General features: G+C 59.5%; 22 protein-coding genes. 11 read left to right on the top strand and 11 right to left on the bottom strand.

The window, feature by feature from the left end; translation table 11 throughout:
• Positions 1-43: 43 nt before the first annotated feature.
• The 3 genes from RB216_RS28930 to RB216_RS28920 form a co-directional block, all read right to left on the bottom strand.
• Positions 44-5701, bottom strand: coding sequence for a hypothetical protein (locus tag RB216_RS28930; RefSeq protein ID WP_308908152.1), 5658 nt, complete (start codon positions 5699-5701; stop codon positions 44-46).
• Between the two features lie 102 nt (positions 5702-5803).
• Entirely contained in the window at positions 5804-6706 is a 903-nt protein-coding gene (locus RB216_RS28925) for a D-hexose-6-phosphate mutarotase (RefSeq protein WP_308908151.1), read from the bottom strand.
• A gap of 58 nt (positions 6707-6764) precedes the next feature.
• Positions 6765-7169, bottom strand: a complete 405-nt coding sequence (locus RB216_RS28920; RefSeq protein WP_003176975.1) for an acyl-CoA thioesterase — start codon at positions 7167-7169, stop codon at positions 6765-6767.
• 454 nt (positions 7170-7623) lie between these two features.
• On the opposite strand from RB216_RS28920, the gene RB216_RS28915 reads away from it, so the two are divergent.
• A complete protein-coding gene (locus RB216_RS28915) occupies positions 7624-8913 on the top strand; it encodes an MFS transporter (protein ID WP_122815011.1) in 1290 nt (429 codons plus the stop codon).
• Here RB216_RS28915 and RB216_RS30015 read toward each other — a convergent pair.
• From RB216_RS30015 to RB216_RS28905, 3 genes are read right to left on the bottom strand one after another with little or no spacing between them, the layout of a single operon-like run.
• Complete coding sequence (locus RB216_RS30015) at positions 8910-9176, bottom strand: PIN domain-containing protein (protein ID WP_504968495.1); 267 nt, start codon at positions 9174-9176, stop codon at positions 8910-8912. The genes RB216_RS28915 and RB216_RS30015 overlap by 4 nt on opposite strands.
• A 60-nt stretch (positions 9177-9236) precedes the next feature.
• The gene (locus RB216_RS28910) at positions 9237-9410 is read right to left on the bottom strand and encodes a PIN domain-containing protein (RefSeq protein WP_308908150.1); all 174 of its coding nucleotides are present in this window, start codon (positions 9408-9410) and stop codon (positions 9237-9239) included.
• Entirely contained in the window at positions 9407-10441 is a 1035-nt protein-coding gene (locus RB216_RS28905; RefSeq protein ID WP_236317302.1) for a helix-turn-helix domain-containing protein, read from the bottom strand. The genes RB216_RS28910 and RB216_RS28905 overlap by 4 nt, the downstream gene beginning before the upstream one ends.
• A 308-nt stretch (positions 10442-10749) precedes the next feature.
• Between RB216_RS28905 and RB216_RS28900 the strand changes: the two genes are divergently transcribed.
• The 7 genes from RB216_RS28900 to RB216_RS28870 all read left to right on the top strand — a co-directional run bounded on the left by RB216_RS28900 (position 10750) and on the right by RB216_RS28870 (position 19513).
• Positions 10750-11736: a phosphate ABC transporter substrate-binding protein PstS gene (locus RB216_RS28900; RefSeq protein WP_016978637.1), complete on the top strand. Its 987-nt coding sequence runs from the start codon at positions 10750-10752 to the stop codon at positions 11734-11736.
• Between the two features lie 384 nt (positions 11737-12120).
• On the top strand, positions 12121-14154 hold the full coding sequence (locus RB216_RS28895) for an ABC transporter permease subunit (RefSeq protein ID WP_204941139.1): 2034 nt from the start codon (positions 12121-12123) through the stop codon (positions 14152-14154).
• 15 nt (positions 14155-14169) lie between these two features.
• Positions 14170-15840 carry a phosphate ABC transporter permease PstA gene (gene pstA / locus RB216_RS28890; RefSeq protein ID WP_016978635.1) on the top strand — a complete coding sequence of 557 codons (1671 nt, stop codon included), beginning with the start codon at positions 14170-14172 and terminating at the stop codon, positions 15838-15840.
• Between the two features lie 72 nt (positions 15841-15912).
• Complete coding sequence (pstB, locus tag RB216_RS28885) at positions 15913-16746, top strand: phosphate ABC transporter ATP-binding protein PstB (protein ID WP_010207582.1); 834 nt, start codon at positions 15913-15915, stop codon at positions 16744-16746.
• Positions 16747-16816: 70 nt separating this feature from the next.
• The gene (gene phoU, locus RB216_RS28880) at positions 16817-17578 is read left to right on the top strand and encodes a phosphate signaling complex protein PhoU (RefSeq protein WP_016978634.1); all 762 of its coding nucleotides are present in this window, start codon (positions 16817-16819) and stop codon (positions 17576-17578) included.
• 168 nt (positions 17579-17746) lie between these two features.
• A complete protein-coding gene (locus RB216_RS28875; protein WP_122687010.1) occupies positions 17747-18658 on the top strand; it encodes a response regulator in 912 nt (303 codons plus the stop codon).
• A gap of 192 nt (positions 18659-18850) precedes the next feature.
• Entirely contained in the window at positions 18851-19513 is a 663-nt protein-coding gene (locus RB216_RS28870) for a M23 family metallopeptidase (RefSeq protein WP_028618508.1), read from the top strand.
• A gap of 3 nt (positions 19514-19516) precedes the next feature.
• Here the strand turns inward: RB216_RS28870 and RB216_RS28865 are convergent, their stop codons facing one another.
• The 3 genes from RB216_RS28865 to phoB all read right to left on the bottom strand — a co-directional run bounded on the left by RB216_RS28865 (position 19517) and on the right by phoB (position 23039).
• Entirely contained in the window at positions 19517-20857 is a 1341-nt protein-coding gene (locus tag RB216_RS28865) for a hemolysin family protein (protein WP_010207573.1), read from the bottom strand.
• A gap of 124 nt (positions 20858-20981) precedes the next feature.
• Positions 20982-22268 (bottom strand): phosphate regulon sensor histidine kinase PhoR, encoded by a 1287-nt coding sequence (phoR, locus tag RB216_RS28860; protein WP_308908907.1) that lies wholly within the window; start codon positions 22266-22268, stop codon positions 20982-20984.
• Positions 22269-22349: 81 nt separating this feature from the next.
• Positions 22350-23039, bottom strand: coding sequence for a phosphate regulon transcriptional regulator PhoB (gene phoB, locus RB216_RS28855; protein WP_003176964.1), 690 nt, complete (start codon positions 23037-23039; stop codon positions 22350-22352).
• A gap of 155 nt (positions 23040-23194) precedes the next feature.
• On the opposite strand from phoB, the gene RB216_RS28850 reads away from it, so the two are divergent.
• Entirely contained in the window at positions 23195-23575 is a 381-nt protein-coding gene (locus RB216_RS28850; RefSeq protein WP_028618506.1) for a COG4315 family predicted lipoprotein, read from the top strand.
• 117 nt (positions 23576-23692) lie between these two features.
• On the opposite strand, the gene ubiA is transcribed toward RB216_RS28850, so the two are convergent.
• Positions 23693-24583 (bottom strand): 4-hydroxybenzoate octaprenyltransferase, encoded by an 891-nt coding sequence (gene ubiA, locus RB216_RS28845; RefSeq protein WP_068937809.1) that lies wholly within the window; start codon positions 24581-24583, stop codon positions 23693-23695.
• On the bottom strand, positions 24583-25146 hold the full coding sequence (locus tag RB216_RS28840; RefSeq protein WP_028618504.1) for a chorismate--pyruvate lyase family protein: 564 nt from the start codon (positions 25144-25146) through the stop codon (positions 24583-24585). Before RB216_RS28840 ends, ubiA begins: the two co-directional genes overlap by 1 nt.
• 194 nt (positions 25147-25340) lie before the next feature.
• On the opposite strand from RB216_RS28840, the gene RB216_RS28835 reads away from it, so the two are divergent.
• Positions 25341-25508 carry a rubredoxin gene (locus RB216_RS28835; RefSeq protein WP_015886569.1) on the top strand — a complete coding sequence of 56 codons (168 nt, stop codon included), beginning with the start codon at positions 25341-25343 and terminating at the stop codon, positions 25506-25508.
• A 37-nt stretch (positions 25509-25545) separates the two neighbouring features.
• Positions 25546-26694, top strand: coding sequence for an NAD(P)/FAD-dependent oxidoreductase (locus RB216_RS28830; RefSeq protein ID WP_028618503.1), 1149 nt, complete (start codon positions 25546-25548; stop codon positions 26692-26694).
• Positions 26695-26753 lie beyond the last annotated feature (59 nt).

Raw genomic sequence — 26753 nt, 5'->3', positions numbered from 1 at the left:
CATTGTCGACCACCCTGCTTGTGCGGATCACAAGTGTGTCGAGTCATTCTGGCAACGCTGGGTAAAACACCCGCCTGGCCTGTGGCCAATAGATCTCTGCACGATGAATATCCAGGCGCGAGCCTTCGCGAGCAGCATTGGTTTGAGCGTTTGCCCCCAGTGATCGCTGTGCCGGTGTCTTTAGATGGATTTTGCCGGGGACGGTGTGGGAGGCCTGTTCAAAGTGCATGTGAGCGTAGGCCCAGGGCTTGTCTCTCACGCGAATCTCAAACTCGTCCAGGAAGTCTGGAACTTTTATCCAGGTTCGGCCGCCCGGCTTTTGTATCTGTCGGGTGCCTGCTACTCGGTCCAGGGTTTTACGGAGGCTCAGCACACCCGGTTGACTGTGCAAGAACGCCAGGGCGTTGCCATTGGGGGCTTGCTTGGAAATCAGCTCCAGACGCAACGCTTTCGCCATGAGGTTATAGCGGGTGGCGTTCTCCCTGAAGCGGGTCGCTTGCGCCAGCAGACCTTGTCGGGTTGCCTCATCGGTGATGGCACTGCAGGCCGCCTGAAGGTCATCGGCGCCTTGATTGAGCTTGGTCGCGCCGGACATGATGAGCGCTTCGGCACCCGCTGGTTCGGCCGACGTGCTTTTCCTGTAAAACACGATGAGGTCATCATACTCTTCAATCAAATATTGCATTTTCCTGGCGGCAGCGTTCAGTTCCTGCGTGATAGTTGTTTGGTTGGAAGATGCTGGCGCACTCGGCTCTTTGATCTGGATGTTGGATTTGAGCCAGAGCTTGTCTTCGCCGACCCTGATATAGGTGTTGAGGCGCTGACCACGACTGTCGAGGACGTCTGCGATGTCACTGTTCCCGGCTCTGGGCTTGGCGAGTACGGTTATGGTTGTGAGGGGGTCGTCGCCGGCAATCAGTATTGAGATGCGATTTTTCGGCTCAGCATTTGGGGGCGCCGGCGGCAGAGGGGTGGTGGACGGTGGTTTCGGCGTGCCAGGCGGTACGGAGGGGACGCGTGATGGCCCGGCTGTATTCACCGGGAGTTTTTTCACCGGGAGTTTTTCCAGAACGTCGAGCATGTTTTCCAACTCTTCGTCCAGCAACGACTTTAACACCTTGGTCTGCTGGATTATGGTGTTAACGACCTTCCGTTTAGCGTCGAGAAAATCGGTAAGCTGTTTAAGTACGGCATCTTGCTTATCGAATATGTTGGCCTCTATCAACCGTTGAAGACTTTTTTGCTGGGCCTCCAAATAGCCTTCCAGGTTATCAATGATTGCCGCATAACGCGGACCAAGATTGTCAGCTTTTTCAATGGAATCGATCAGCCGAGCCCTGCCAAGGTCCGGTGTGGTAACGAATTCCTTGGGTTTGAATACTGGAAAGCTACCGTGCTTTGCGTATACCAGGCCCAATTCTTGAGCGGTCTCCAAGTGTAGGAACGCTTTATCAAACAGCAAATGTATCGTATTGAATTCGGTTGATCGAATCGCCTGGTCCAGCAGGATTGTAGAGGCCTCAACCTTCACGAACATTTGTTCGTAGTGCGCATCCTGTTTGGCATTGGCTTTTCTAAGCTCCTCTAGCCTTCCCCCGGCATGTCCACTTTGGTCGACCGGGACCCAACCCCCGTCCTTGTTGACGACGCGGTAAGCAGGGCGTGTCTTGTTGCGCGGGTGAACGATATAGAACTCGACCTCACCTGTGAGGCTGTGGCGGGTGTCGACGACGTACCACTGTCCGCGGGCACGCACATAGCTCTGCTGATTTTTTCCATCGTAGATGCCGTTGGCCCGACGGCTGAATTCCATGGCTTGCTCATGCGAGACGCGCGCGATGTAGTCGTCAAGATCCGGGATTTGTTGCAGGCCCCATTCGCCCCATGGGATGTACCGGGGGCCGAAGACTGCATTGGTCAGTGGATCGATCAGGCGATATTCGGGCAACAGATCGGTGCCGACACTGCGCATGGGAATATGATCGACGCCTGCCACGGTAAACAGACTGTCCTGCGTTTCAAGGGGGTTCCAGACTCGCGGGTCTACCGACTGTAGCGTTCGGCCAGTGGGTGTGATCGTTGGTTTGCCCAGCGCTTTTCTGAACAACGCCAGGCCTGCATCTACCTGACGCCCAACTGCAGCGCTGAGCCGCAACCCACCCAAGCCTCCGAGCTTGAGCAGAGCTGGCACCGCTTCGAGCGGGTTTAGCTCTCTGATGGCGCCCAGTAAAAACGTTTTGGTGAGGGTTGCGAACTTCGGTAGCGCTGCCTGAAAACTGATTCTCCCGGCTTGTGCAATTAAGCGTGCCGAACCGCCGACGTATTTACCAATGGGAGCCGCGAAGGAGATCAAGTCGGTGAACAATGACAACGCCCCTCTCTCCACGCGTTGCGGATCGCCCGAGGCGATGTCCTCGACGCCGCCCCAGAAGGGCACCAGCATCTTGGCGTAGTAGAGAAAGTCGTCAACGGTTTGTTGCGCGGTATCAAGCACGTCAACGTTACGCTTGGCGGTCAATTTGAGCTGAGATTCGTCAGTGTGAAATAGATCATTGGCAACGATGGCTGCCAGTGCTCGACTGCGCACTGAAGACAATGATTGTGCTTCCCACATAGTTTCCGAAGGGGCGGGCGCGGTGGCGGGTAACACCTGGCCGATCTGCTCGGCGATCACCAGGCTGGACTCACCGTCTCGAGGACGACGGCTGTGTTGGTAGGCTTCCCAGTCGAACGGCATGGCGGTCGCGCGCCGAAAGGTTCCTTTGCCCGAACGGCTTGAGCCGCCTGTTGTTTCCACGACAACATTGCCATTGATCGTCAGCGTTTTAATATCCGGGCGTGCACGGATGATTGCCGCCCGAGGGAACACCTCATAATAAGTGGTGCGGTGCTTCACTTGGGCCCGGATGATGAAGCCGTGGCGGCCTCTGGCGGCAGCGATGTTCTGCGCGTTTTCTTGCCCAACCTGCAGGCCGCGAATCTCTTGGCGCAGGGCATACAACGTTACCTCGCCGTTTTCGATCGCGGTGCGATCAAGCAATGACAGGTTGGGTAGCAAGGCCCTGATCAAGATTTGGTAGGCTGCTTTGACACCGCTCAGGTAATCACTAAACCCCACGTCGAAGGCGTCATCCGTGGTGAAGCGCCAGCGGCCAGGTGGTGCTTGAGAAATGGTTTCGGTTGCCTGAATCATTTCCTGTTCGTGTTGCTCCAAGGCTTCTACGGCCAATTGGACTTGTTCAGAGGTAAAGTCAGTTTTTGCCGACGTCAATACGCCATTGGCTTGGGCCCATTCCAGCGTTGGCCCCAACCTGGCTATCGAGATGACCATTTTTTGCTCGGGCGTCGCATCCCGGCTTGCTGTCGCGAGTAACTCGAGCAATTGTTGGAAGGTCATGTGTTGCGCAGCATCGGGTGCAATGGCTTGCGCAAGCATCACGCCAGCCTTGAAATTCACCCAGGCGATGGAGCTGGCGTAACGCAAATCGTCGGGAATGCCTCTCACCCAGATTTCTGCAGCAGAACCCCGTTGCAGCAGGCGCATGGCCAGTTGCACACCTGCGGGAGTGAGTTGGTGTTTGGCGCTCAGGGACCGCTCAATTTGTTGACGAATATAGTGATAGCTGTGGCCCCAGTGACGTGGCGTTGCTATTTCTTCTCCGGCGACGGTCACTCGAGCGCGGTCTGCAGGGCGTTCAAAATTCAGCCATAGTGCCCGCCAGACCAAGTCGCGCAGCACTTTTACCGGTGGTGTTTCATCTTTGACGGTATACCAATCCAATGCCTTGACCAGTTGGCTTCCAAACTCAAGGCATTGCGGGGTATTGAGCCATTGTTCGAGTACCACCGTGGGCGTCTTCAACGCTTGTGCTTCGCGTTGTGGCGTCAGAAAACCTTCGGTCAGTTGTTCGAATATCGGTTTCTTACCTATCGATTGACGTTCAAAAAACCGCCGTTGCAGGCTGGCATCTCCTTGCTCGTCAATGAGTTCATCAAAAGGCAGCCTGTCGTCATCTATCTCTAGCGATAGCGTGGCGGCGCGCTCCTGCAGTCGCTCAATTACAAGTTGGAGCGGGCTATCGGTGGCGATATGGACACCGTAGAACTTGAGTGCAAGATCAAACTGGACAGTACCGTCCTCTCGAATACCACCAATGTCGCGCCGCGCCGCTATCAGAGTGTGAACATCATTTCTCCAGTAAGTGGGCACTTCGCTCAGGGGCAGCGGCTTGCCCTGAATGGTAAAGCGAGTCAGCGGCGAATCCACAATAGCTGGCTGGTTACTGATGAGCTTTGCGAGTATGGACCAGGCGCCCAAACCGGCCTCGGTCTTGCTCGGCCATGTGCTCAGCCAGGTTGTAAAGTCGGTGTCATTCTTCAGCTTCTGCAAGACGGTCACGGCCTGCGCGCAGGCTTTGTACAGCGGAGATTGGCGATGAGGTGTAAAGAACTGATGCGCCAATGGCTGCGGTGCAGCCTGTGCCTGGAGGCTTTTCAACTGTGCGAGCAAGCCAATGAAATCAATTGATCGGTCGGTTTGTTGCTGTATCAGCCGTTGCTGAGCGGCGCGCGTCGCCTCCCTGCGTTGTGTGCTGAGGGTTAAGAGTGGGCGGGCGTGTCGTTCGATGGCCTCGCTGAAATCCAGCAACGGTGCAAGGTTCGCCGACCGGTTGATCCGTTCAGTGACGCCGCCCTGGGCGCTGCGGCTGACGGACCAGTGATGTTCGATATCCTGGCGTTGCTTGGTGATGAGCAGGCTGATCTGATGCTCGAAAAAACTCGCGACGGCAGTGACAGGAACCAGGTTGACGCTCCCATCCTGGCTGGCTCTTTGCGTCTGGCTTTCTAACGCCGAATGTTGATGATGTGCAACGCTGATCAGCAATTGCTCACGCCCACGCACGCTTTTCAGAAGCGTTGTCAGATGTGTTTTCAGCGCCGTCGGGCTGGCAAATTCAGCCAAGCGCTGGCCTGGCAGGTAGAGCACTGTGGGGTTGGCGGTTGGGTGCTCGTTCGGTGCCCACGTGCTGATGGCAAATGCACCGACCAGCGCGATTTCGTCGGTATGCGCCGTATCTTGAAAGCCGAGGTGAAATAAATTCAGCGGTTCTGGCGAGGTGGGGGTACTCAGCTGCCGCACCAGCGCAACGCTGGCGGGCTCAAGTGAGGCTGTTTCGAATCTCAATGATGCCTCGCACTGAATCAGCAGCGCGACGGTTTTAGCGATGAAGCTTTGATTGGTTTGCTCGGTTGCGCTGTGATTGGCGTTCCAGTATTGGTTGAGGCTATTCAGATAATGGTCAGGTTCCAGCAAGGTATTTATCAGGGTTCTGATGGTTAGCTGGCTTGTGTCGTCGAGCCGAGTGAAGGTGTTGTTTTTATAGATATAGACGTCATGACGCGGGCTGTAATAATCCGGAATCCGGCATTGATGCAATGCATTGTTCACTAGGGTTATCAGTGCGCGGTCCTGTTCGGTGGGCGGGCCTGTCAAAGTGTCTTCTGGAGTTTTGAGGTAGATGTGCTGGGTTGAATACCGATCAAACAATCCGTTGATTTCTTCCAACACCTGCTTATTGGCGCAAAAGGTCAGTGAGGGCTGAGCGCTGAGGGTCGCGATAAGTGTGTTATTGCACGTGGCCATGAGTTCGGCCACGTCGGCGGGAGACTGTTGCGTTACTTCCTGGGGAGTGGGGATCATCGTGTTGCCTCTGCTATTAGATGCGATTTCGCACTCTAGCGAGGCCGTTCAGACACGCGGTCCTATATAAGTAATGTCCCCGTCCACCGCGCAGCGCAGCGATTAACCCGCAGGTATCGCTGTGATGCTCACCTGCAGCGTGTGCCTTTCACTTGGTGCCAACACCACCACGTCATCCAGCACATTCGCCGTCTCGATGCACAACATGCCTGGCCAGCCATCGTCGGCCATGTCGTCGAAAGCCTTGGCGCGCTCGGTCCAGGGGTTCCAGATCACCGTCGACTTCGAGCCCTCGGCAGTGAGCTGAATACGGCGCTGCCAGTCTTTGTCGACGATGTTCAGTTGCGACGGCGTGTCGAGGTAGATGCGATCGGTCTCGGCGGTGAAGTGCAGCAGGCCCGATTGTGTCTTCTCGGTCCAGCCATCGGCGGTGTCGATATAGGCACGCCCGTCCAGGCCTTCGACCTGCACATTGCGCACATCGCTGACGGCGAAGTAGGTATGCAGCGCCTGGCTGAGGGTTACGGTGTCGGTGCCACGGTTATGGCTGGTCAGGCGGATATGCAGTTGCTCATCCAGCAGCAGGCTCAGTGTCAGGTCGACCTGATGGGGCCAGCCAGGAAAACCGCCTGCCGGGGTCGGCAGTACCAGATCCACGCGGAGCGCTTCACCTTCAAGCTCGGTTGCGGCCAATTCCCACAACGCGGTGCGCACGAAACCGTGGGCGCCGGCGGGCTGGTCACTCTGACGCATCGCCTTGACGCTCTGCGGGTTGCGGTCGAATACACCAAACCACGGCCAGCACACCGGCACGCCGGTCCGAATGCCCTTGCCCTTCTTGAACACCGCTTCAGGGTTCGGCCAGATTAGTGGCTTTTCGCCATCGCGCCCGTAACTGAAGATGTGCGCGCCCTGCTGGGCCACCATCAGTTCGGCGCCGTTGTGGCGAATGCGCCAGCAGTCCAGCTCGTCGATTTTCACGGTTTCAACGTGGGGCGTGGGCATAACAAAGCACTCTTCATGGCAGGCAATGGGGCAATTGACCGTCAAATCCCGGCGAGGTTTAACGTGCGCGCGACGGAACCGAGCGTGTGCGACCGCTGCCGTCGATGGCGACGAATACAAATACCGCCTCGGTCACTTTGCGCCATTCGCTGGACAGCGGGTCGTCGCTCCACACTTCGACCATCATCTGGATCGAGCTGCGGCCGATTTCCAGGGCCTGGGTATAAAAGGAGAGCTGCGCGCCCACCGCGACCGGTACCAGGAACGCCATGCGATCAATGGCCACGGTTGCCACACGCCCACCTGCGACCTTGCTGGCCATGGCCGTGCCGGCCAGGTCCATCTGCGCGACCAGCCAGCCGCCGAAGATGTCGCCAAAACCGTTGGTTTCACGCGGGAGCGCGGTGATTTGCAGGGCGAGATCGCCTTGCGGGATAGGATCTTCTTGTTCGAGTTCGATCATGCCGAGGGCCTCTGACCCGTAACGCTTCATGGGTATTTCAAGTGGATAGCCGTCTTCGAAAAAAACGTTTCAGCACCAACATACACCGCGTGATGCGTTTCTCGTAAGGCGTACTAAAGGGAAACTCTGCCAAATCGGCTGGATGGCACCCAACGACGTCTTGGCACAGCAGCCCCTCAAGACTGCGGTTCTTGCGCTTGCAAGGGCCGAGTATATCGAGACCCTGACGCCACGACGACCTCTGGAGGCTCATTTGGTCGGCATTTAGCGGCTGTATCGCGGCTTTTTCCGGCAACTGTGCTTCTGGGCGCAGATAAAGAGCAGGAAACGGGAATATTCCGCGCCTTTGAACTGTTATTCGCTCAACGCTGTGCTTTTTCTAGCGATTTGCTATCTTGCCAAACCTGCCGCAAGTCCCGCTTGCCGTCCTGATTACTATAAGAGAAGCCTTGCCATGTCCTCCGTGCCCGCAAGCAGTGCGCAACCTTCGCGCCCGCTGACCCGCAACGACTACAAAACCCTGTCGCTGTCTGCCTTGGGCGGGGCGCTGGAGTTTTATGACTTCATCATTTTCGTGTTTTTCGCCACCGTGGTCGGGAAACTGTTCTTCCCCGTGGACATGCCCGAATGGCTGCGCATGATGCAGACCTTTGGCATCTTCGCCGCCGGCTACCTGGCCCGCCCCCTGGGCGGCATCATCATGGCGCACTTCGGGGACCTGCTTGGCCGCAAGAAGATGTTCACCCTGAGCATCTTCATGATGGCCGTGCCGACCCTGATCATGGGCCTGCTGCCAACCTACGCGCAGATCGGCCTGTGGGCACCGGTGCTGTTGCTGCTGATGCGCATCATCCAGGGCGCTGCGATTGGTGGTGAAGTGCCAGGCGCCTGGGTGTTCGTCTCCGAACACGTACCGCCGCGCCATATCGGCTACGCCTGCGGCACCCTGACCAGCGGCCTGACTGCCGGCATTCTGCTGGGTTCGCTGGTGGCCACCGCGATCAACACTCTTTATAGCCCGGAGCAGGTCTCGGATTTCGCCTGGCGCATCCCTTTCCTGCTCGGCGGCGTGTTCGGCCTGTTATCGGTGTACCTGCGCCGCTGGCTGCATGAAACACCGATCTTCGCCGAGATGCAGCAACGCAAGACCCTGGCTGCCGAGCTGCCATTGCGTGCGGTACTGCGTGATCACCGGGGTGCCATCGTGCTGTCGATGCTGCTGACCTGGCTGCTGTCGGCCGGTATCGTCGTTGTCATCCTGATGACCCCGACCGTGCTGCAAACGGTCTATCACTTCAGCGCCACCGTTGCGCTGCAGGCCAACAGCCTGGCCATCGTCGCCTTGAGCCTGGGCTGCATAGCCTCGGGTGCCCTGGCGGACCGCTTCGGTGCTGGCCGCGTGCTGATCGTCGGTTGCACGCTGTTGCTGGCAACCTCCTGGACCCTCTATCACAGCCTCATCGCTCACCCGGACTGGCTGTTCCCGCTGTACACGCTGACCGGCCTGTTCGTCGGCACTATTGGCGTAGTGCCTTACGTCATGGTCAAGGCCTTCCCGCCGGTGGTGCGTTTCAGCGGGTTGTCGTTCTCCTACAACGTGGCCTACGCCATTTTCGGCGGCCTGACGCCGTTGGCGGTGTCGCTGCTGATGAAGGAAAGCCCGATGGGGCCGTCTTACTATGTGGCTGCCCTGTGTGTGATGGGGATGTTGGTGGGTGGGTATCTGTGGAAGCGCGCACGCTAATCCTGATCAGGCTCTCGCCAACGTGAGAGCCTGCTTTCGCATTCCGCTCCTGGCAATCTCGCGCCGTGCCAAAGCATATTTTCCAGGGCTTGCGCGGCGACTGATGAGGTGATTGTGTGGTGCTCGATCATGAGGTCCAGTAGCCAGAGGGCGCCACGTACTTGGATGCCCTCTTTCTGCGCCTGGCGACGCAGTTTCCCATCACCTGTCAGCAATGGCCTACCCGTGGTATGAGCCAATAAATAGCAGGACACATCAGCCATTGAGCTGTTGCCATGCTCAATTTTCAAATTGACTAATTTTTGTACGCCTCTTTCATCGAACTACTCAACCAAAAGGCCCTGGGCGAGCAACTCGTCGTGGAAGATGTCTTTCAGCTCATATAAAACAAAGTCGGTACAGCAGAGGGTAAAGGGCAGTTTGAACATCTGTTCCAGCAGTCCGGCATTTCTGAAGTCGATCCAGATATTCGTATCGCTGATATAGATCAGGCTCATGCACTCTCCAGTGCCTTCAGAGGTCTTCGCAGTAATTCCGCGGCCCGAGACCTGGTTATCAACTCTTCCGCCAGTGCCCAGAACACCAAGGATTCAAAGCGCTGCGGTGGTTTGCAGGGGATTGGCTCGGGTTCAGCCTTGCGCCAACCATGAGTGCTGAATTGGATGGTGAGCAGTTTGTAGCCGGTATCACCTACCAGACCGAGATCTTTGAGGCGGTGCAATGCGGCATGCATTGAAATTCCGTACTGACGCTTGGCGATCAGTAGTTCCTGAGTATGAATTCTCGAGCGAGGGCGGCTACCAAAATCGCGGGTAACGGCGTCAGCTGGATAAAGAAAGGCGCCGGCGAAACGATGACAGCAATTCTCTTTTTCGCGCTCTGGCATTTCTTCGGGCAGTTGCATGACCCAATGTCCCAACTCATGAGCCGCGGTAAAACGAATGCGTTCACCCGGACGCTGGGTATTCAAGGCAATCAGGACATGTTCGCCGTCACGGGTGGCGACGCAGGCGCCGTCAAAATCATCCGGGCCATCCAGCATCACCACCTTGATCCCATGTTCTTCCAGTTGTTCGGTCAGGTGGGCGATCGGATCGCCGCCTATCCCCCAATACTTGCGTAGTTCGTCAGCCGCTATCTCGGCTTCTTCTATGGAAGACACGGGTAATAAGTACGCTGGGGTTCTAGCGGTCTGGATATCCAACGGCTCGAAGCATTCTTCAAGGGCGATGTAGCGCTCCAGGTGCTCGCGGACCTGTTCCTCGACTTGCACTTGGCGGTACTGAGGCATTTTGGCCAGTTTGCGAAACTCCAGTGGAGCCAGAGGCAAGGCTTCAGGACGAAAAAAATACTCCGGGCTTACTTCCAGTGCCTTGGCCAATTGCAGGAGGCGCCTGGAGTTGGGAGTGCTTAACCCTTTCTCATATTTGCTCAAGCCTTGTTTGGTGATATCGCCTAGCTGAAGCGCCAGAGCCTCGAGTGACAGGCCTCGTAGCAGCCTTGCGCGGCGAATTCGGTCATTAATCATAAAAATTCTCCTTGGGTTGACAAGGCTATGCCTAACTATATTTTTGTCAACCTGAGGTGAGATATTGCGGCTCAAGCCTGGATGCCCTGGCAGGTTAGGAGCCGCACTTCCGAGCGGCAACCTTAAAGGGCTGTCGGAAAAATCCGAGTTGGATCTTGAGAAACCTTTCTCAATGCTCCCCACGTCATGGCAGTTTCTCGCTCAATAGTGGCCTTTCATCTAACTGTCACATTGCAGACATAGAGTGTTCACACGGCCTCCCGATACTTGGCCCCGATCCAACTATCCCTATCTGCTAGGAGCAAGGCATGAAACTGAAACGTTTGATGGCGGCAATGACTTTTGTCGCTGCTGGCGTTGCGACCGCCAACGCGGTGGCCGCTGGTGTTGATCCGGCAATTCCGGCTTACGTTAAGACCACTGGTGTGTCGGGCAACTTGTCCAGCGTCGGTTCCGATACCCTGGCTAACCTGATGACCCTGTGGGCCGAGGGTTACAAAAAGGAATACCCGAACGTCAACATCCAGATTCAAGCTGCTGGCTCCGCTACCGCACCACCTGCGCTGACTGAAGGCACCTCCAACCTGGGCCCGATGAGCCGCAAGATGAAGGACACCGAACTGGCGGCCTTCGAGCAGAAGTACGGCTACAAGCCAACCGCTATCCCGGTTGCCGTGGATGCCCTGGCCGTGTTCGTGCACAAGGACAACCCGATCCAGCACCTGACCATGGAACAAGTCGACGCGATCTTCTCCTCGACTCGTCTGTGCGGTGGCAAAGCCGACGTGAAAACCTGGGGTGACCTGGGTGTGACCGGCGACCTGGCCAACAAGCCGGTTCAACTGTTCGGTCGTAACTCGGTATCCGGCACCTACGGCTACTTCAAAGAAGAAGCCCTGTGCAAAGGCGACTACAAGCCAAACGTGAACGAACAACCGGGCTCGGCTTCGGTCGTGCAGTCGATCAGCTCGTCGCTGAACGGCATCGGTTACTCGGGCATTGGCTACAAGACCGCCAGCGTGAAAACCGTGGCCCTGGCCAAGAAAGGCAGCACTGACTTCATCGAAGACAGTGAAGAAAACGCCCTGAACGGCAAATACCCGCTGTCGCGTTTCCTCTACGTGTACGTCAACAAAGCCCCGAACAAGCCTCTGGCCCCGCTGGAAGCTGAGTTCGTGAAGCTGGTTCTGTCCAAGCAGGGCCAGGAAGTTGTGGTGAAAGACGGCTACATCCCACTGCCAGCCAAAGTCGCCGCCAAGGCCCTGGCTGACCTGGGTCTGAAAGAAGGCAACTGATTGCCTCTGCGGGGCCGGAGTATCGGCCCCGCATCCGAATTTTCTAGTCCGCTGCCAGCCTTGCTTCGCGGCGGCTTTGTTGCGTCACTGCACTGTCATCTTTCTGTCATACAGGATCGCTAGGGTGTGCGCATGAATGATCTGGCCAATTCCACCATGACGACGACTTCTCCCCCCAAGCGCATTGACTTCAATACGCCTGAGCTGCAACGCAAGCGCCGCATTCGCGCGCTCAAGGATCGCCTGACCCGTTGGTATGTGCTGGTCGGCGGCCTCGCCGTCCTCGGCGCTATCACCCTGATTTTCTTCTTTCTTGCTTATGTCGTCGCGCCGCTGTTCCAAGGTGCCTCATTGACCAAGGAAGACGCCCTGGCCCCGGCCTGGATCCAGGACGCGGGCAAGCCGCTGATGATCTCCCTCGAAGAACAGAACCAAGTCGCCATGCGGGTTTCCGACAAGGGCCAGGCGTTGTTCTTTAATGTGGAAACCGGCGCCGAACTCAAGCGTGTCGACCTGCCATTGCCTGCCGGCACCAGCGTTGCTTCTATCGGTGAAGACCAGCCCGGTAGCCCGTTGGTGATCCTGGGTCTGTCCAATGGCCAGTCCATGGTGTTCCGCCACACCTATAAGGTGTCCTACCCGGACGGCAAGAAAACCATTACGCCTGCGATCGAATACCCCTACGGTGAAACGCCGATCGTGCTGGATGACGCCGGTCGCCCGCTGGAGCATGTCGCCCTTAACGCCACCGATTCAACCTTGGTGGTTGCGGGTTCCGCCGGTTCGCACTTGAACGTGCTGTCCCTGAGCCGCGAAGAAAACATGATGACCGGCGAAGTCACCAGCGAGCAGAAGCGCATCGAACTGCCGCAGATGACCGAGCCGGTGAAAGCGATCTTCATCGACCCACGTCAGCAGTGGTTGTACGTGATCAACGGCCGCGCCCTGGCCGACGTGTTCAGCCTGCGCGACAAGAGCCTCAACGGTCGCTACAAATTGCTCGAAGACGGCAACGCTGAAGTCACCGCCAGCACGCAGCTGGTGGGCGGTATCTCGCTGATCGTCGGCAACTCCAAGGGCGGCCTGGCCCAGTGGTTCATGGCTCGCGACCCGGATGGCGAGCAGCGCTTCAAGCAGATCCGCACCTTCCAGATGGGCACTACGCCGATCGTGGAAATTTCCGCCGAAGAGCGCCGCAAAGGCTTCACCGCCCTCGACGCTGCCGGCAACTTCGGCGTGTTCCACAGCACTGCGCACCGCACCCTGCTGGTGGACCCGGTGGTCGATGGCCAAGGCGTGTATGGCATGTCGCCACGGGCCAACCGCGTGATCGTGGAAGCCGGCGGCAAGCTGCAACCGCTGATGCTCGACAACCCGCACCCGGAAGTATCGTGGAGCGCACTGTGGAGCAAGGTTTGGTACGAAAACTACGACGAGCCTAAATACGTCTGGCAATCGACCGCCGCCAATACCGACTTCGAACCCAAGATGAGCCTGGCCCCGCTGACCTTCGGCACCTTGAAGGCGGCGTTCTACGCCATGCTGCTGGCTGCGCCACTGGCTGTTGCGGCAGCGATCTACACCGCCTACTTCATGGCCCCGAGCCTGCGCCGCAAGGTCAAGCCGGTGATCGAGCTGATGGAGGCGATGCCGACGGTGATCCTCGGCTTCTTCGCCGGCCTGTTCCTGGCGCCGTATGTGGAAGGGCATCTGCCGGGCATTTTCAGTCTGTTGATGCTGTTGCCGATTGGCATCCTTGTCGCCGGCTTCATCTTCAGCCGCTTGCCTGAATCCCTGCGTCTGCGCGTTCCCGATGGCTGGGAAAGCGCGATCCTGATCCCGGTGATCCTGTTCGTGGGCTGGCTCTCGCTGTACATGAGCCCGTACCTGGAAACCTGGTTCTTCGGCGGCGATATGCGCATGTGGATCTCCCACGACCTGGGCATCACCTACGACCAGCGCAACGCTCTGGTAGTGGGTTTGGCCATGGGCTTCGCAGTGATCCCGAACATCTATTCCATCGCCGAAGATGCCGTGTTCAGCGTGCCACGCGGCCTGACACTGGGCTCGCTGGCCTTGGGCGCCACGCCGTGGCAGACCATGACACGCGTGGTGATCCTGACCGCCAGCCCGGGCATTTTCTCGGCATTGATGATCGGTATGGGCCGCGCTGTCGGCGAGACCATGATCGTGTTGATGGCCACCGGTAACACCCCGGTGATGGAGATGAACCTGTTCGAAGGCTTGCGCACCTTGGCGGCCAACGTCGCAGTGGAAATGCCCGAGTCGGAAGTGGGCGGCAGTCACTACCGCGTGCTGTTCCTCTCGGCACTGGTGCTGCTGCTGTTCACCTTCATCATGAACACCCTCGCGGAGCTGATTCGTCAGCGTCTGCGCAAGAAATACTCGTCGCTTTAAGAAAGGTAGAAGTCTGTGAAACAGAACTCCCTGAATGGATGGTTCAAGAGCGGCGCCCCCGGCGTCTGGATCAGTGGTGGCGCGGTGTCCATCGCGGTCATCATGACTATTGGTTTGCTGGCGGTGATCGCCGTGCGTGGCTTGGGCCACTTCTGGCCGGCCGACCTGATCCAGGCCAACTACAACGTGCCGGGCCAGGCAAACCATATCGTCATCGGCGAAGTGGTGCAGAAGGAAGAAGTACCCCGCGAGCGCCTGAAAAGCGCTGGCCTGCCGGTGCCGGACCAAGGTCCGGAGTTCATGACCCGCGAGCTGATCAAGGTCGGCAACCGTGACCTGAACGGCAACGACTTCACCTGGATCGTCGGCGAGTGGCTCAAGGACCAGACCACGCCGGCGAACCTGATGACCATCGAGCGCCGTGAGTGGGGTAATTTCTACGGCACCCTGGTCAATGTTAAGCAGGACGGTAAAGTCATCGCCGAAGGCGAGGCCGCATGGCCGGAGCTGCAGGCCCGTGTGGATCGCGTCAACAAGCTGGCCGCTCAACTCAAAACCCTGGAAAAATCCGACATCGGCGCGATCAACGCCGGTTTGGAGCGCATCCGCCTGCACGGCCGCAAACTGGAGCTGGAAGGCAAGCTCGACGCCGCCGCCCAGGCCGACATGGATGCCGACCGCGCCGAGCTGAATGCCCGTTACCAAGACATCGAAGCCCGCCTGGCCGACCTGCACGCCCAGTTCAACCGCGACGCGCTGACCGCTCGCGACGGCAACGGCAAGGAAATCGAAATCGGCATCGGCAAAGTGGTGCACGCCTACCAGCCGAACGCCATGGGTACGATTACCAAGATCGGCTTCTACTTCAGCAAGGTCTGGGAATTCCTCAGCGATGACCCACGGGAAGCCAACACCGAAGGCGGGATCTTCCCGGCTATCTTCGGCACCGTGATGATGACCCTGATCATGGCGATGATCGTCACTCCGTTTGGCGTGCTGGCGGCGGTGTACCTGCGTGAATACGCCAAGCAGAACACCCTGACCCGCGTCATCCGTATCGCCGTGAACAACCTGGCCGGTGTACCGGCCATCGTCTACGGCGTGTTCGGCCTGGGCTTCTTCGTGTATGTATTGGGCGGTTCGGTTGACCGCCTGTTCTTCGCCGAAGCCCTGCCGGCCCCGACCTTCGGTACGCCGGGCCTGTTGTGGGCCTCGCTGACCCTGGCGCTGCTGGCGGTGCCGGTGGTGATCGTGGCCACCGAAGAAGGCCTGGCGCGGATTCCTCGCACCGTACGTGAAGGCTCCCTGGCACTGGGCGCGACCAAGGCGGAAACGCTGTGGAAGATCGTGCTGCCGATGGCCAGCCCGGCGATGATGACCGGCATGATCCTCGCCGTGGCCCGCGCCGCCGGTGAAGTGGCGCCGCTGATGCTGGTCGGCGTGGTGAAACTGGCGCCGTCACTGCCGCTGGATGGCAACTACCCGTACCTGCACCTGGACCAGAAGATCATGCACCTGGGCTTCCATATTTATGACGTCGGCTTCCAGAGCCCCAACGTCGAAGCCGCACGGCCGCTGGTGTACGCCACCGCGTTGCTGCTGGTGCTGGTGATCGCCACGCTCAACTTGTCGGCGGTGTGGATTCGTAACCACCTGCGCGAAAAATACAAAGCGTTGGATAGCTGATCTGAATATTGCTTGCCGCAGGCCCGATGCCTGCGGTTCAACACAACGAATTGGTAGCACAGGGAGCATCCCATGCAACAAGACACCCACACCCACGGCATCAACATGTCTGCCCTGGGTCGCGACAAGCAGAGCCTGAGCCTGGCCCAGGAAACCGTGGCCATCGAAGTGCCGGGCCTGAGCCTGTACTACGGTGAAAAACAGGCGCTGTTTGACGTCAGCATGAACATCCCCAAGCAGCGCGTGACCGCCTTCATCGGCCCGTCGGGCTGCGGCAAGTCCACGCTGCTGCGCACGTTCAACCGCATGAATGACCTGGTGGACGGCTGCCGCGTAGACGGTGCGATCAACCTCTACGGCACCAACATCTACCGCAAGGGCGAGGACGTGGCCGAGCTGCGTCGCCGCGTGGGCATGGTGTTCCAGAAGCCCAACCCGTTCCCCAAGACCATCTACGAAAACGTGGTCTACGGCCTGCGCATCCAGGGCATCAACAAGAAACGCATCCTCGACGAAGCAGTCGAGTGGGCCTTGAAAGGCGCGGCGCTGTGGGACGAAGTGAAGGACCGTCTACACGAATCGGCCCTCGGCCTGTCTGGCGGTCAGCAGCAGCGTCTGGTCATTGCCCGCACCATCGCCGTCGAGCCTGAAGTACTGCTGCTCGACGAACCTTGCTCGGCACTCGACCCGATCTCCACGCTGAAAGTCGAAGAGCTGATCTACGAGCTCAAGTCCAAGTTCACCATCGTCATCGTGACCCACAACATGCAACAGGCGGCGCGGGTTTCCGACTACACCGCGTTCATGTACATGGGCAAACTGGTGGAGTTCGGCGACACCGATACCCTGTTCACCAATCCGGCGAAGAAGCAGACCGAAGACTACATTACCGGTCGCTACGGCTAGGATGCCGGGATTTTCCTCGCACTGACGCTGCGGTTTTCCGCACCTTACCGGACGCTCCAAGGACGCCAACATGATTAGCAAAGAAGGCCTTACCCACCACATCTCCGCGCAGTTCAACGCCGAGCTTGAGGAAGTGCGCAGCCACCTCCTGGCGATGGGCGGGCTGGTGGAGAAGCAAGTCAACGACGCCGTCACCGCGCTGATCGAGGCCGACTCGGGCTTGGCCCAGCAAGTGCGTGAGATCGATGACCAGATCAACCAGATGGAACGCAACATCGACGAAGAATGCTTGCGCATTCTGGCCCGCCGCCAGCCGGCGGCGTCCGACCTGCGTTTGATCATCAGCATCTCCAAGTCGGTGATCGACCTGGAGCGCATCGGCGACGAAGCCACCAAGATCGCCCGCCGCGCCATCCAACTGTGCGAAGAAGGCGAAGCGCCACGCGGTTACGTGGAAGTGCGCCACATCGGCGACCAGGTGCGCAACATGGTGCGCGATGCCCTCGACGCCTTTGCTCGCTTCGATGCTGAGCTGGCACTGTCGGTGGCCCAGTACGACAAGATCATCGACCGCGAATACAAGACCGCGCTGCGTGAGCTGGCGACTTACATGATGGAAGACCCACGCTCTATCTCGCGGGTCTTGAGCATTATCTGGGTGCTGCGTTCGCTGGAGCGTATCGGCGACCACGCGCGTAATATCTCGGAACTGGTGATTTACCTGGTGCGCGGCACCGACGTACGGCACATGGGCCTCAAGCGCATGAAGGCCGAAGTTGAAGGTTCGGCCGATCTTATCCCTAATGTTCCGGGCCAAACTGACGATAAGTAAGGTTGCCCGAGAAATTAACGCCCGGCCTTTGGTCGGGCGTTTTTGTTTGTGGCCACTGAATTTTTTACACGTTGAGCGAGATAAATTCCCAACGTGACTACCGAGTTTTGGCAAAATGCCATCAGTCAGGCGTCTTGCGTGCCGAAGTGTTAATAGGATGAAGGGTCGATGAGTAAAGTCAGTGTATTGGTGGTGGATGACGCCTCGTTTATCCGCGACCTGGTGAAGAAGTGCCTGCGCAACTACTTCCCCGGGATCAAGCTTGAAGACGCGGTGAACGGCAAAAAGGCCCAGGCCATCCTGATGCGCGAGAGCTTCGACCTGGTGCTGTGCGACTGGGAAATGCCGGAGATGTCTGGCCTTGAACTGTTGACCTGGTGCCGTGAGCAGCCTCACCTCAAAGCCATGCCGTTCGTGATGGTGACCAGCCGTGGCGACAAGGAAAACGTGGTCCAGGCCATCCAGGCCGGGGTTTCGGGCTATGTCAGCAAGCCGTTCACCAACGAGCAGTTGCTGAACAAGGTCAAGCAGGCCCTGCACAAGATCGGTCGGCTCGACGCGCTGGTCGCCAGCGCGCCGACCAAAATGAACTCGGCCTTTGGCAACGATTCACTCAGCGCCCTGACCGGCGGCAAGCCCGAAGCACTCAAGCCGGCTCCTGTGGCGGCGGCTGCCCCTGCACCGAGCCGAGGCCTGCTCAACAGCCCGCCGGTTCAGGCGCCTGCAGCTGCATCCCCTGCCGGTGGCCGTGGCCAAGGTCAATTGCGCCTGTCCAGTGGCACCCAGCAATGCGTGATCAAGGCGCTGAGCATCAAGGAAGCGCTGCTGGTAGTACGTCGTAGCGAAGTCCTGCCCCAGGTACTGGAAAGCGCCGTGCTCGACCTGGAACAAGGCGACAACGCCGAAGTGGCCCGTCTCAACGGCTACTTGCACGCTATCGTCGCCTTCGAACCCAAGCCTGACAGCGATTGGCTGCAACTGACCTTCCGGTTCATCGACCAGGACGCGCAGAAGCTCGATTACATCTCCCGTCTGATCGCACGGGGTACGGCGCAGAAGCATTTTGTGCCGGGTGCGTGATTTGTAGTGAGCGGGCTTGTCCCGCGTTGGGTGGCGAAGCCGCCCCAAAACCAGACGGCGCGTATCATCTGAGAAAATGCGGTGGCTCCCATTAGGGCGGCTTCGCCACCCAGCGCGGGGCAAGCCCGCTCACTACAGACTGTAACGATCCCTTGCTAGCCTGCCGTTCAGTCATCCCGGCAGGTTCGCGCCATGCTCATGCGCTTTTTGCTGTGCTGTGGGCTGGCCACGGTCGCCGTGTCGACCCAGGCCATGACCCTCTACAAATCCGTCGATGCCAATGGCCTGGTGTTTATCAGCGACCGGTATACACCGGGTGCCTTGGCGTTCGTGATCCAGGAGCGCAAGGTTGAGCGACCGATGCTTGTCGTGCCCAAGCCCAATCGTCCACAACAAGCCTACCGCTATCCCTTGCCCTGGCGTGGCGGCCCATTTCGCCTGACCCAAGGTCCCAACGGCACTTTCAGCCATACCGATAGTAAGAGCCGCTACGCCATGGATATCGCCATGCCCGAAGGCACGCCGATCATTGCGGCACGCAGCGGAATGGTGGTGAAGACCGAGAATGAGCAGGTCGGGCGTGGCAATGATGCGTCCGGGAATTTTGTGCGAGTGCGTCATGACGACGGCAGTGAGGCGGTGTACCTGCACCTCAAGCAAGGCTCGGTCAGTGTCAGGGTTGGGCAGCGTGTGGCGGTAGGAAACCCGCTGGGGTTGTCGGGCAATACCGGCAACAGCAGCGGGCCGCATCTGCATTTTGTGGTGCAGCGCGCCACCGAGGCGGGGCTGGTGTCGATCCCGTATGAGTTCAACCAGCCGGTCGGCGCATTGCCCAATTTTGCATTGGGCAATTGACGATCAATCCAGCAGCAGCACCTTGGCCAACACGATCTTCGGCCCTTTCATCTTCTTGATGATGATGCGCAAGCCTTCGACCTCCAGTACTTCTTCCTCTTCCGGCACGCGTTTGAGGGTGTCGTAGATCAGACCGGCCAGGGTTTCGGCTTCGATGTGGTCCAAGTCCACGCCCAGCAGGCGCTCCACCTTGAACAGCGGCGTGTCGCCACGCACCAGCAGCTTGCCCGGCTGGTAGGCCAGGATGCCGCGCTCGGCCTTGCGGTGTTCGTCTTGGATATCGCCCACCAGCACTTCCAGCACGTCTTCCATGGTCAAGTAGCCGATGATCTTGCCGTCGGCTTCTTCCACCAGGGCGAAGTGCGCGCCGCCTTTGCGGAACTGTTCCAGCAGTTGCGACAGCGGCATGTGCCGCGACACACGCTCCAGCGGCCGGGTCAGCTCGGCGAGGTTGAACGACTCGGGGATGTGGTCCAGGGCCGCCAGTTCCAGCAGCAGGTCCTTGATGTGCAGCAGGCCCACGAATTCGTTGCGCACCGCGTCATAAACCGGGTAGCGGCTGAATTTGTGGCGACGGAACAGCGCGAGGATTTCCTTGAGCGGGGCGTTGAAGTCCAGGGTGACCAGGTCTTCTCGGGAGTTGGCCCAGTCCACCACTTCCAGCTCGCCCATTTCCACGGCGGAGGCCAGCACGCGCATGCCTTGGTCGCTCGGGTCCTGGCCACGGCTGGAGTGCAGGATAAGCTTGAGTTCTTCACGGCTGTAATGGTGTTCGTGGTGCGGGCCGGGTTCGCCTTGGCCGGCGATGCGCAGGATGGCGTTGGCGCTGGCGTTGAGCAGGTAGATCGCCGGGTACATGGCCCAGTAGAACAGGTACAGCGGCACCGCCGTCCACAACGACAGCAGTTCGGGTTTGCGAATCGCCCAGGACTTGGGCGCCAGCTCACCGACCACAATGTGCAGGTAGGAAATCACGAAGAACGCTGCAAAGAACGACACGCCCTTGATCACTTCCGGCGACTCGACGCCCACGGCGCCCAGCAGCGGCTCAAGGATGTGCGCGAAGGCCGGCTCACCGACCCAGCCCAAGCCCAGGGAGGCGAGGGTGATGCCCAGCTGGCAGGCCGACAGGTACGCGTCGAGCTGGCTGTGCACGGTGCGCAGGATTTGCCCGCGCCAGCCGTTCTTGTGGGCGATGGCCTCGACCCGGGTGGCGCGCAGTTTGACCATGGCAAATTCCGCCGCAACGAAGAAACCGTTGAGCAGTACCAGGATCAGTGCAAAAAGAATCATGCCGAAGTCGGCGAAGAGTGTAGCGAGGGTGATACCAGGGGAAGGGTCCATGATGGGGTTTTGCAGGTTCCGTGTGTTCAATAAGGGGTGGCAGGCGGGCCTGGAAGGCAGGCGCAAGTCGGCCAATGTAGCGGCTGACGGGGCGCTTGCCTAGTGCCCACTGCCGGGCGGGCCGTTAGGTGTCCTGATCAATTGCCTTCGATCGTGTCATCTGTGCTGGCGGAAAATGGCAGGTAAACGTACTGCCATGGCCCAACACGCTGCTGATCTCCAGGCGTGCGCGGTGACGCAGCAGCACGTGCTTGACGATCGCCAGGCCAAGCCCGGTGCCGCCAGTGTTGGAGTTGCGGCTGGAGTCGACGCGGTAGAAACGCTCGGTCAGGCGCGGCAAGTGCTTGGCGTCGATGCCGATGCCGGAGTCCTGCACGCTCAGGTGCGCGCCCTGTTCGTCGGCCCACCAGCGGATGCGGATGTTGCCTTTGTCCTGGGTGTACTTCACGGCGTTGAACACCAGGTTGGAAAACGCGCTGCGCAACTCGCCTTCGCTGCCTTTGAGCAGCACGGCGGGGTCGGCTTCCAGGGTGATCTGCTGGCCGCGTTGGCCGGAGAGGGCCTGGGCGTCGTTCTTGATGGTGTGTAGCAGGCTCTGCACCGCCACTGGGTGGTTATCCGACGGGTAATCGGTGGCTTCCAACTTGGCCAGCAACAGCAGGTCGTTGAGCAGTGTCTGCATGCGTGAGCCTTGCTGCTGCATTTGCTGCAGGGCCCGGCTCCAGCGCGGGTTGATCTCGTCGACGTTGTCCAGCAGCGTCTCCAGGTAGCCACAGATCACCGTCAGCGGTGTGCGCAACTCGTGTGAGACGTTGGCGACGAAGTCTTTGCGCATCTGTTCCAGCTGGTGGATGCGGGTGACGTCGCGCACCAGCATCAGGTGCTCGTTGTTGCCATAGCGCGTCAGGTACAGCTGGATGCGCACGCGGTCATTGGTGGGCGAGGGGATTTCCAGGGCTTCTTCGTAGTTCTCCTGTTCGAAGTACTCCTTGAAGCGCGGGTGGCGCACCAGGTTGGTCACGGGCTGGCCGCTGTCCTGGGGCGTCTTGAGGCCCAGCAGGGTCTCGGCGGCGCGGTTCCACCATTCCAGGTTGCCATCGCTGTCGAGCATGATCACCGCATCTTTCAACGCGGCGGTGGATTCCTGTACCCGGTCGATCACGGCTTGCAGGCGTCCGCGCACCCGTTGGTCGCGGCGCTGCAAGTGATAGATGCTGTCGAACACTTCGCCCCACAGGCCGTAGCCATCGGGCGGTGCTTCATCGGGTTTGTGCTGGCGCAGCCATTCATGCAGGCGCAGCAGTTGCTTGAGGGTCCAACCCAGGTACAAGGCGATGCCGGCTGCCAGGCTCCAGCCGTAGTAACCGCTGACCAGACCCACCAACAGGCAGCCGGTGATCAGCAAAAGCATGTGGCGGATCAGGGTGCCATGCCAGTTTTGGTTCACTTAAACATGCGTCCTTGTCAGCTGTTAAGGAAAGAAGGGACCGGCTCAGCCTTTGGTTGAAAAGCGGTAGCCCGTGCCGCGCACGGTTTGTACCAGATTCTCGTAGGCATCGCCCAAGGCTTTGCGCAGGCGACGGATATGCACGTCCACGGTGCGCTCTTCCACATACACGTTGCCGCCCCACACCTGGTCCAGCAGTTGGCCGCGGGTGTAGGCGCGCTCCTGGTGGGTCATGAAGAATTGCAGCAGGCGGTATTCGGTCGGCCCCATCTCGGCCGGCTTGCCATCGATGGTCACGCGGTGGCTGATCGGATCCAGCAGCAGGCCGCCGACTTCGATAGGCGCCTCGCCATCGGTTGGGCCGGCGCGGCGCAATACGGCTTTCAGACGAGCGACCAACTCGCGTGGGGAAAACGGCTTGGTGATGTAGTCGTCGGCGCCGACTTCCAGGCCCTGGATCTTGTTGTCCTCTTCGCCCTTGGCGGTGAGCATGATGATCGGGATGTCCCCGGTCAGCTCGTCACGCTTGAGACGGCGGGCCAGTTCGATGCCGGAGGTGCCGGGCAGCATCCAGTCCAGCAGGATCAGGTCCGGCTTGCGGTCGACGATAATGGCATGGGCCTGCTGGGAGTTCTCCGCCTCCAGGCAGTCGTAGCCGGCCATTTCCAACGCAACGGCGATCATCTCGCGGATGGGCGCTTCGTCGTCAACAATCAGAATGCTCCTGCCAACCATGCTCAAAAATCCTCTTGTCATTTAACTGTCTTGCGCCGCATTAGATAACGGAATTATTGCAGTCGTGTGACAGTAATTTAGTCGCTCGGGCAATTCCCGCCTCTCTGGACTACGCTTTGGGTCCGAATCCTGACAACCACAAAAGGAAGGTTCCGATGACTTACAGCACGATTTCCTGGAAAGCCCTGCTGGTAACGGCGGCGTTGGCGCTGCCGACCCTGGCATTCGCGGCGGAACCCGCGATGACGAAAGACGGGATGCTGGTCGACCACAAGGGCATGACGCTTTACACCTTTGCCAAGGATGCCGAAGGCAAGTCCATGTGCAATGACAAGTGCGCCACCAATTGGCCCCCACTGATGGCTGAGTCCACCGATAAGCCAATGGGTAAATGGACCGTCATCACCCGTGACGATCAGAAAAGCCAATGGGCTTACAGCGGGAAGCCGCTCTATACCTTCATCATGGACAAGAAGGCGGGCGACATGACCGGTGACGGCAAAATGGACGGCGCTTGGAAGGTCGCCAAGCCCTGATCTTTCTGCAGGAGCCGGCAAGCCGGCTCCTGCAAGGGAACGCATTCCAAATGTGGGAGCGGCGGTGCGACGATTCGACTTGCCCGCGAAGGCGTAAGCCCGGCCGCCACAAAAACCTCAGCGCAACGCGTAATCCAGCACAATCCCGATAAATATCGCCAACCCCGCCCAGTGGTTGTGCAGGAACGCCCTGAAGCACTTCATCCGATCCTTGTCCCGGGTGTACCAGAATTCCCAGGCAAAACAGCCGGCCGCCGCCAGCAAGCCCAGGTGGAACCAGCCCCCTAGTTCGAACCGTGCGCCCGCCAGCAGCAGGCACGCCAGCGAAAGGCCCTGCAGGGTCAGGATGATCACGCGATCAGCTTCACCGAACAGAATGGCCGTGGATTTCACGCCGATCTTCAAGTCGTCATCGCGGTCGGTCATCGCATAATAAGTGTCGTAGCCCACCGTCCACAGCAGGTTGGCGATATACAGCAGCCACGCGGTGGCGGGCAGGCTGCCGGTCTCGGCGGTGAACGCCATCGGCATGCCCCACGAGAACGCCGCCCCCAGCACCACCTGTGGGTAGTAGGTGTAACGCTTCATGAATGGGTAGCTCGCCGCCAGCGCCAGGCCGCCAAGGGACAGCAGGATGGTGGTGGCGTTGGTCAGCAGCACCAGCAGGAAACTGATGCCCATCAACACCGCGAAAAACACCAGCGCCTCTTTCGAACTGATCTTGCCGCTCACCAGCGGGCGCTGCTCGGTGCGCTTTACATGGCCGTCGACCTTGCGGTCCGCCCAGTCGTTGATCACGCAGCCACCGGCGCGGGTCAGCACCACGCCCAAAACGAAAATCACGATATTGATCAAAGAGGGCGAGCCTTTGCCGGCGATCCACAGCGCCCACAGCGTCGGCCACAGCAGCAGGTAGATGCCGATGGGCTTGTCCATGCGGGTCAGCTGAATGAAATCCCAGGCCCTGGGGTTCAGGTGGTTCAGGGACTTGAGCAGACGTTGGTACATCAGCAGTTCTCCGGATGGGCATGCACCGCTTGCCACACGCTTGGCAGGAAGATCTCGGCCACCAATACGCTCAACGCGCCACGGTCAAAGCGCGACCGACGCGCCCATAGACCCTCGATCTGGCTGTCCTTGGGTAGCCATTGGCGTGGGTAGCGGCACACCTCTATGGCTTGGCGGCTGAATGCGTGTTCGCTGAACAGCAATTCACCGAGTGGGCGGCTGCCCAGTGCGTCCATGTGCAAGCCGTCACCTTGCAAGGTGCTGCGCGCGGCCACGCAACGCGCGAACAGCCAGGGCTGGCCGTTGCCGTGCAAATACGTTTCGCGTACCCAGCCGACGCTGGCTGGGGGCAGGTCGAGGGCTGCGCACTCGTCGTCGCGTAGCGGCTGCCAACCCTCAAATAGCGGCGTGATGCTGAAACCATTGTTGGACAGGCGCGTCAGCCGCTGCGTCATTGACCCTTCATCAAACAGCCAATTGAGGATCAAAGGCGTGGGCAGGGGGCTCAGAAGGCTCTGGGTCAGCCATTGGCAAGCATCGGGAGGGTCGATTGAGTGCGGCACGGTGAGTCAGTATTGGCAGCAAAAGAGGCGGCGAGCTTACCATGGCGTCCCGGGTTTTTGCCGGTCTGAACCGGCTGTTTGCGTCGATCGTGCTTGCATCTGCCGGCCCCGATCAGTACAAAACGCCCTGAGCCGCACGGCAACGTGGGTCTATCGACCGTCGGCCAAGATGCCTGACCCTGAGGAAGCAAGTGATGAAGAAGTGGCAATGTGTAGTCTGTGGCCTGATCTATGACGAGAAAGACGGCTGGCCGGATGACGGAATTCTGCCTGGCACCCGTTGGGAAGACGTCCCGGAAGACTGGCTGTGCCCGGACTGCGGCGTGGGCAAAATGGATTTCGAAATGATCGAAATCGGCTGATTTTTGGTTTTCAGATAAGTACTACAAGGAGAAGGGAATGAACGCACCTGTCGTGATCATCGGCACAGGATTGGCCGGTTACAACGTGGCCCGGGAGTTTCGCAAGCTCGACAGCGAGACCCCCTTGCTGCTGATCACCGCGGATGACGGGCGCTCCTACTCCAAGCCCATGCTCTCCACTGGTTTTGGCAAGAACAAGGAAGCCGATGGCCTGAGCATGGCTGAACCTGGCGCCATGGCCGAGCAACTCAAGGCCGAAGTGCGCACTCACACGCGCGTCAGCGGCATTGACCCTGGCCACAAGCGCTTGTGGATTGGTGAGGAAGCGGTGGCTTACCGCGACCTGATCCTGGCCTGGGGCGCAGAAACCGTGCGTGTGCCGGTTGAGGGCGATGCGGCTGAACTGATTTTCCCGATAAACGACCTCGAAGACTACGCACGCTTTCGTGCCGCTGCTGCCGGCAAGCGCCGCGTGCTGTTGCTCGGCGCCGGCCTGATCGGCTGCGAGTTCGCCAACGACCTGATCCTTGGCGGCTATGAGATCGACCTGGTAGCGCCGTGCGAGCAGGTCATGCCAACCTTGCTGCACCCGGCCGCCGCCGCCGCGGTACAGGCCGGCCTCGAAGGCCTCGGCGCGCGTTTCCACCTGGGCCCGGTGCTCAATCGGCTGCAGCGCACTGCCGACGGCCTGGAAGCCCATCTGTCGGACGGTGAAGTGATCGCCTGCGACCTGGTGGTCTCCGCCATCGGCCTGCGCCCGCGTGTCGACCTGGCCGCCGCCGCCGGCCTGCAGACCAACCGCGGAATCATGGTGGACCGCCACCTCAAGACCTCCCACGCCAATATCTACGCCCTGGGCGACTGCGCCGAGGTCGACGGCCTGAACCTGCTGTACGTGATGCCGCTGATGAGCTGCGCCCGTGCGTTGGCCCAGACCCTGGCCGGCAACGCCACCGCCGTCAGCTACGGCCCGATGCCGGTGACCGTCAAGACGCCGGTCTGCCCTCTGGTGGTCTCGCCACCGCCACGGGGCACCGAAGGCGTCTGGAACGTGGAAGGCGAGGGCGCCGACATCAAGGCCCTGTGCCGCGATGCCAGTGGCCGCCTGCTGGGTTACGCACTGACCGGCACCGCGGTGATGGAAAAACTGGCCCTCAATAAAGAACTTCCGCCGTTGCTGGCGTAAATACCGGTCGTTCTGTCGGATTAAGCACGTTTTTCCCACTAGAAAGGTCGCCGCTAGAC

It is taken from the genome of Pseudomonas canadensis (genome assembly GCF_030980095.1).
GTDB lineage: Bacteria > Pseudomonadota > Gammaproteobacteria > Pseudomonadales > Pseudomonadaceae > Aquipseudomonas > Aquipseudomonas canadensis.
This window is presented reverse-complemented; position numbering and strand designations above follow the sequence as displayed.